Origin of the sequence: Citrobacter sp. CK180 (assembly GCF_030333655.1) — a bacterium.
In the GTDB taxonomy this organism is placed as follows: Bacteria; Pseudomonadota; Gammaproteobacteria; order Enterobacterales; family Enterobacteriaceae; genus Citrobacter_B; species Citrobacter_B koseri.
This window is the reverse complement of the sequence record NZ_JAOWFM010000008.1, coordinates 1-4,878: the sequence shown is the minus strand read 5'-3', so window position 1 is coordinate 4,878 and position 4,878 is coordinate 1. Positions and strand designations below refer to the sequence as shown.

The 4,878-nt window shown below is 60.7% G+C and carries 5 protein-coding genes; all 5 read left to right on the top strand.

What is annotated here, in order from left to right:
- Positions 1-353 precede the first annotated feature (353 nt).
- From phnC to OGV50_RS00380, 5 genes are read left to right on the top strand one after another with little or no spacing between them, the layout of a single operon-like run.
- A complete protein-coding gene (gene phnC / locus OGV50_RS00400) occupies positions 354-1,181 on the top strand; it encodes a phosphonate ABC transporter ATP-binding protein (RefSeq protein ID WP_012637488.1) in 828 nt (275 codons plus the stop codon).
- Positions 1,178-2,041: a phosphate/phosphite/phosphonate ABC transporter substrate-binding protein gene (gene phnD / locus OGV50_RS00395; protein ID WP_004152695.1), complete on the top strand. Its 864-nt coding sequence runs from the start codon at positions 1,178-1,180 to the stop codon at positions 2,039-2,041. The genes phnC and phnD overlap by 4 nt, the downstream gene beginning before the upstream one ends.
- Positions 2,042-2,049: 8 nt before the next feature.
- Entirely contained in the window at positions 2,050-2,877 is an 828-nt protein-coding gene (gene phnE, locus OGV50_RS00390; RefSeq protein ID WP_004152694.1) for a phosphonate ABC transporter, permease protein PhnE, read from the top strand.
- An 8-nt stretch (positions 2,878-2,885) separates the two neighbouring features.
- On the top strand, positions 2,886-3,896 hold the full coding sequence (ptxD, locus tag OGV50_RS00385; protein ID WP_004152693.1) for a phosphonate dehydrogenase PtxD: 1,011 nt from the start codon (positions 2,886-2,888) through the stop codon (positions 3,894-3,896).
- The gene (locus OGV50_RS00380; RefSeq protein WP_004152692.1) at positions 3,890-4,759 is read left to right on the top strand and encodes a LysR family transcriptional regulator; all 870 of its coding nucleotides are present in this window, start codon (positions 3,890-3,892) and stop codon (positions 4,757-4,759) included. Before ptxD ends, OGV50_RS00380 begins: the two co-directional genes overlap by 7 nt.
- Positions 4,760-4,878: the final 119 nt, after the last annotated feature.

The following is a 4,878-nucleotide window of genomic DNA, read 5'->3' as shown; positions in this document are numbered from 1 at the left end:
CATCTGCTTCATCGGGAAACTCGGTGGGTGGGGGCGCGGTATTTTGCCAAATCAGAAAGTCTTTTTCAGAGTTTCCCTAGTGTGCGCTCTCTTGCTTGGATGGCATTACGTTCTGGCCCAACGTTACTGTAGCGAATCCGCAGCAGTATCAATCAAAGCCTCCTGTATCCCGCGTGAAGAAAGACGCTACGTTGCGCCCGTTCTTCCACGGCTTCGCTTGCCGCCCCGCTACGGCAGATTCGAAGTATTCATCGAAATGTCATCCTTTAGAAACAGTGCGTTAACAAGGAATTTCTATCCTTTGCATCGCGAACCGCAATTGTGCGGCCAGCAATATTGCAAAAGGTGATCAAATGATGCCCCATCCAATACAGGACGCCGTGCTGCGGGTCGACCGGTTGAGCGTCGTCTATCCAGGCGGCGTGACAGCCCTACGCGATACCTCGATTGCATTTCGGCGTGGTGAGTTCACCGTGCTGCTTGGTCTCTCGGGCGCAGGCAAGTCGACCTTGCTCCGTAGTCTCAATCGACTCGTCACGCCCACTGGCGGCAGTGTCACCAGCGAACTCGGTGAGCTCGGCAGCGGCTCGGCCTTGCGTCAGCATCGTCGGCGTACCGCCATGATCTTTCAGCACCACCAGCTAATCGAACGTCAAAGCGCACTGGCTAATGTGCTTACCGGTCGGCTGGCCTTTCACAACACGCTCCGCTCGCTGTTTCCTCTGCCGCGTGCCGATCAGGAGATTGCGCTCAGTTGCCTCGCTCGGGTCGGTCTGGCAGACAAGGCGCTAAGCCGGGTGGACAAACTGTCCGGTGGCCAGCAGCAGCGGGTAGGCATCGCGCGTGCGCTAGCGCAACAGCCGGCGATCATTCTGGCCGATGAGCCGGTAGCCAGTCTCGACCCGGCCACTTCGGTCCGTGTTCTCGGATTGCTGCGCGACATCTGCAAGGAAGACGGCATCACCGCCATCGTTTCGCTGCATCAACTCGAATATGCCCGCCGCTTCGCCGATCGCGTCGTCGGGCTGGCCGATTCTCAGATCGTTTTCGATGCCGCGCCCTCGGAACTCACCGATGCGCAGCTTGAGCGCATCTATGCAGGCCGCTCTACGACTCAGCCAGCGAATGCTCCGGCTGAACCACCTGTCATGCTCGAACCTTCACTGGAGATGTCCCGATGAAACGCTTATCCGCGCTCTTATTGACTTGCTTGCTGTCCGCTGTTTCAAGTTTGTCCGCCCTAGCGGCCGATGCCGATCCGGATGTGCTAAAGGTTGCCCTGCTGCCGGACGAAAACGCCTCCGAGCTGATCAAGCGTAACCAGCCGCTGAAGGATTATCTGGAAGAGCATCTGGACAAGAAGGTGCAGCTGATCGTAACCACCGACTATTCCTCGATGATTGAGGCGATGCGCTTTGGCCGTATCGACCTGGCGTATTTCGGTCCGCTGTCCTACGTCATGGCCAAAAGCAAAAGCGACATCGAGCCCTTCGCTGTCACGGTCATCGACGGCAAGCCGACCTATCGCTCGGTGATTATCGCCAATGTGGCGTCAGGCGTGAATGAGTATGCCGACCTTAAGGGCAAGAAGATGGCCTATGGTGACCGGGCATCGACGTCCAGCCATTTGATTCCCAAAACCGTGCTTCTTGAGACGGCCGGTTTGACGGGTGGGCGGGACTACGAAGAATATTTTGTGGGCACGCATGACGCCGTTGCCGTCAACGTGGCGAACGGCAACGCCGATGCGGGTGGGCTGTCGGAGGTAATTTTCAATCACGTAGTCGAACGTGGCCTAATCGATCCGAGCAAGGTGAAAGTACTTGGTTACAGCGGCGAATACCCCCAGTACCCCTGGGCGATGCGCTCGAACCTGAGCCCCGAGCTGAAAACCAAGGTGCGGGATGTATTCGTCGGTATCGACGATCCCGAAGTGCTGCGCAACTTCAAGGCCGAGGCCTTCGCGCCAATCACCGACGCCGACTACGATGTGATCCGCAAAATGGGATCGCTGCTCGGCCTCGACTTCGCCACGATGTGAGCACCGATATGTCTACTCATTACGACGTGCAGGCGCTGCCTGCAGAGCAACGCGAGCACATCCTTCGAGGCTTCGGCCTCGGTTGGTGGCGCCAGCTGGGGCAGGTGGCGATTGTATTCGGAGTGGTGCTGTTGGCCTGCTGGTACGTGGGGCTGCTCGATGCCACCACGCTGCTGAACGGGCTGCCCTCCATCGCGACCCTGGCAGGCGAGGCCATGCCGCCAGACTTTTCGGGCTATCGAAGCTGGATTCGCCCCTTGATCGACACCTTGGCGATGAGCATCGCCGGTACGGCCATCGCAGTGGTGTTCTCGCTGGTGGTGGCCTTCGTTGCAGCGCGCAATACGGCGCCGCACCCCCTTGTGTTCGGTGTTGCCCGGGTGCTGCTCAATGCCCTGCGGTCGGTGCCGGAGCTGATCATGGGCATCATCTTCGTTGCAGCCGTAGGGTTCGGCGCCTTGCCGGGCGTGCTTGCCCTGGGTCTGCATTCGGTCGGCATGGTCAGCAAGTTCTTCGCCGAGGCCATCGAGCACGTCGACGAAGCGCCGGTGGAAGCCGCTCGGGCGGCGGGGGCTACGCCGATGCAAGTGCTGCTGCACGCGGTTTTGCCACAGGTGACGCCGCAGTTCGCCGACGTGGCGATCTACCGCTGGGAATACAACTTTCGCGCCTCCACCGTGATGGGCATGGTTGGCGCCGGCGGTATCGGCTTCGAACTCATGGGCTCGCTGCGCATCATGCAGTACCAGGAGGTTGCAGCAATCCTGCTGGTCATCCTGGCCATGGTCACGCTAGTAGACGCCTTCAGTGGCGTGCTGCGCAAACGTTTCAAATAGGACAAAACATGCTGCCGAAACTCGTTATAACTCACCGAGTACACGATGAGATCCTGCAACTGCTGGCGCCACATTGCGAGCTGGTGACCAACCAGACCGACAGCACGCTGACGCGCGAGGAAATTCTGCGCCGCTGTCGCGATGCTCAGGCGATGATGGCGTTCATGCCCGATCGGGTCGATGCAGACTTTCTTCAAGCCTGCCCTGAGCTGCGTGTAGTCGGCTGCGCGCTCAAGGGCTTCGACAATTTCGATGTGGACGCCTGTACTGCCCGCGGGGTCTGGCTGACCTTCGTGCCTGATCTGTTGACGGTCCCGACTGCCGAGCTGGCGATCGGACTGGCGGTGGGGCTGGGGCGGCATCTGCGGGCAGCAGATGCGTTCGTCCGCTCTGGCGAGTTCCAGGGCTGGCAACCACAGTTCTACGGCACGGGGCTGGATAACGCTACGGTCGGCATCCTTGGCATGGGCGCCATCGGACTGGCCATGGCTGAGCGCTTGCAGGGATGGGGCGCGACCCTGCAGTACCACGAGGCGAAGGCTCTGGATACACAAACCGAGCAACGGCTCGGCCTGCGCCAGGTGGCGTGCAGCGAACTCTTCGCCAGCTCGGACTTCATCCTGCTGGCGCTTCCCTTGAATGCCGATACCCAGCATCTGGTCAACGCCGAGCTGCTTGCCCTCGTACGGCCGGGCGCTCTGCTTGTAAACCCCTGTCGTGGTTCGGTAGTGGATGAAGCCGCCGTGCTCGCGGCGCTTGAGCGAGGCCAGCTCGGCGGGTATGCGGCGGATGTATTCGAAATGGAAGACTGGGCTCGCGCGGACCGGCCGCGGCTGATCGATCCTGCGCTGCTCGCGCATCCGAATACGCTGTTCACTCCGCACATAGGGTCGGCAGTGCGCGCGGTGCGCCTGGAGATTGAACGTTGTGCAGCGCAGAACATCATCCAGGTATTGGCAGGTGCGCGCCCAATCAACGCTGCGAACCGTCTGCCCAAGGCCGAGCCTGCCGCATGTTGAATCCGGTCTGGCTGAAGAGCCTGGTAGCGATCGTTCAAACAGGCAGTTTTCAGAGCGCGGCGAGGGCGTTGGGGCTGGCCCAGCCGACGGTGTCGCAGCACTTGCAGAAGCTTGAAGAGCAGGTCGGCGTAACGCTGGTGCAGCGCAGTCGTAGCGGCTGCCAGCCTACCACACGGGCGCTGGCCTTCATGCCGCATGCGACCGCCTTGCTCGACATGCACGCCCGGGCGCTAGAAGCCCTGCATGGCAATCGTGAGCGCGTCGGGGCCAGCACCAACATCGGCACCTACCTTCTCCAGCCATTCGTGCGCAACTATCTGACGACCGCAAATGAGAGGGGCGAGGTGGATCTGCGCATCGCCGCCAACCCGGATGTGGCCGACCAGCTACTGGCGGGCCAGCTCGACGCCGCGATCATGGAATGGTGGCTACCTCACCCCGACTTCGAACACCGCCTCTGGCGGGTCGAGCCGCTGGTGCTTATCGTCAGCCCCGACCATGCGCTGGCTGAAGCAGGGTGCATAGAACGTGATCGTCTGGTGGACCTGCCGATGCTGGGAGGTGAACCGGGTAGCGGTACCGGACGGCTTCTGACCGAATACTTTGGCGAACTGGGCGTGCCTCGCAGCGGTATGCAGCTAGGCAGCACCGAGGCAGTCAAACAAGCAGTGAGGGCGGGACTCGGCGTGTCGTTGGTGATGGCTTCCGCAGTACAAGACGAAGTTCGCAGTGGCGCGCTGGTAGCTCTTCCCATCCCGGGGCTTGAAAAGCGTCTCCAACTGATCTGGCGCAAACCTCCCGGAAATCTGCACCCGCCGGGATTTGTGCGGCACTTATTGGAGGAGGCAGATCTAGCTGGATAAGGTGATGGATGGTTGCGATCCAGCGCTTGGCTTGTCAGCCTAGGGAAACTCTGAAAAAGACTTTCTGATTTGGCAAAATACCGCGCCCCCACCCACCGAGTTTCCCGATGAAGCAGATG

Bases quoted from the DNA above. Each gene is read 5' to 3' on its own strand.
- phnC (WP_012637488.1), top strand. From the start codon at position 354: ATGATGCCCCATCCAATACAGGACGCCGTGCTGCGGGTCGACCGGTTG.
- ptxD (WP_004152693.1), top strand. From the start codon at position 2,886: ATGCTGCCGAAACTCGTTATAACTCACCGAGTACACGATGAGATCCTG.
- OGV50_RS00380 (WP_004152692.1), top strand. From the start codon at position 3,890: ATGTTGAATCCGGTCTGGCTGAAGAGCCTGGTAGCGATCGTTCAAACA.
- phnE (WP_004152694.1), top strand. From the start codon at position 2,050: ATGTCTACTCATTACGACGTGCAGGCGCTGCCTGCAGAGCAACGCGAG.
- phnD (WP_004152695.1), top strand. From the start codon at position 1,178: ATGAAACGCTTATCCGCGCTCTTATTGACTTGCTTGCTGTCCGCTGTT.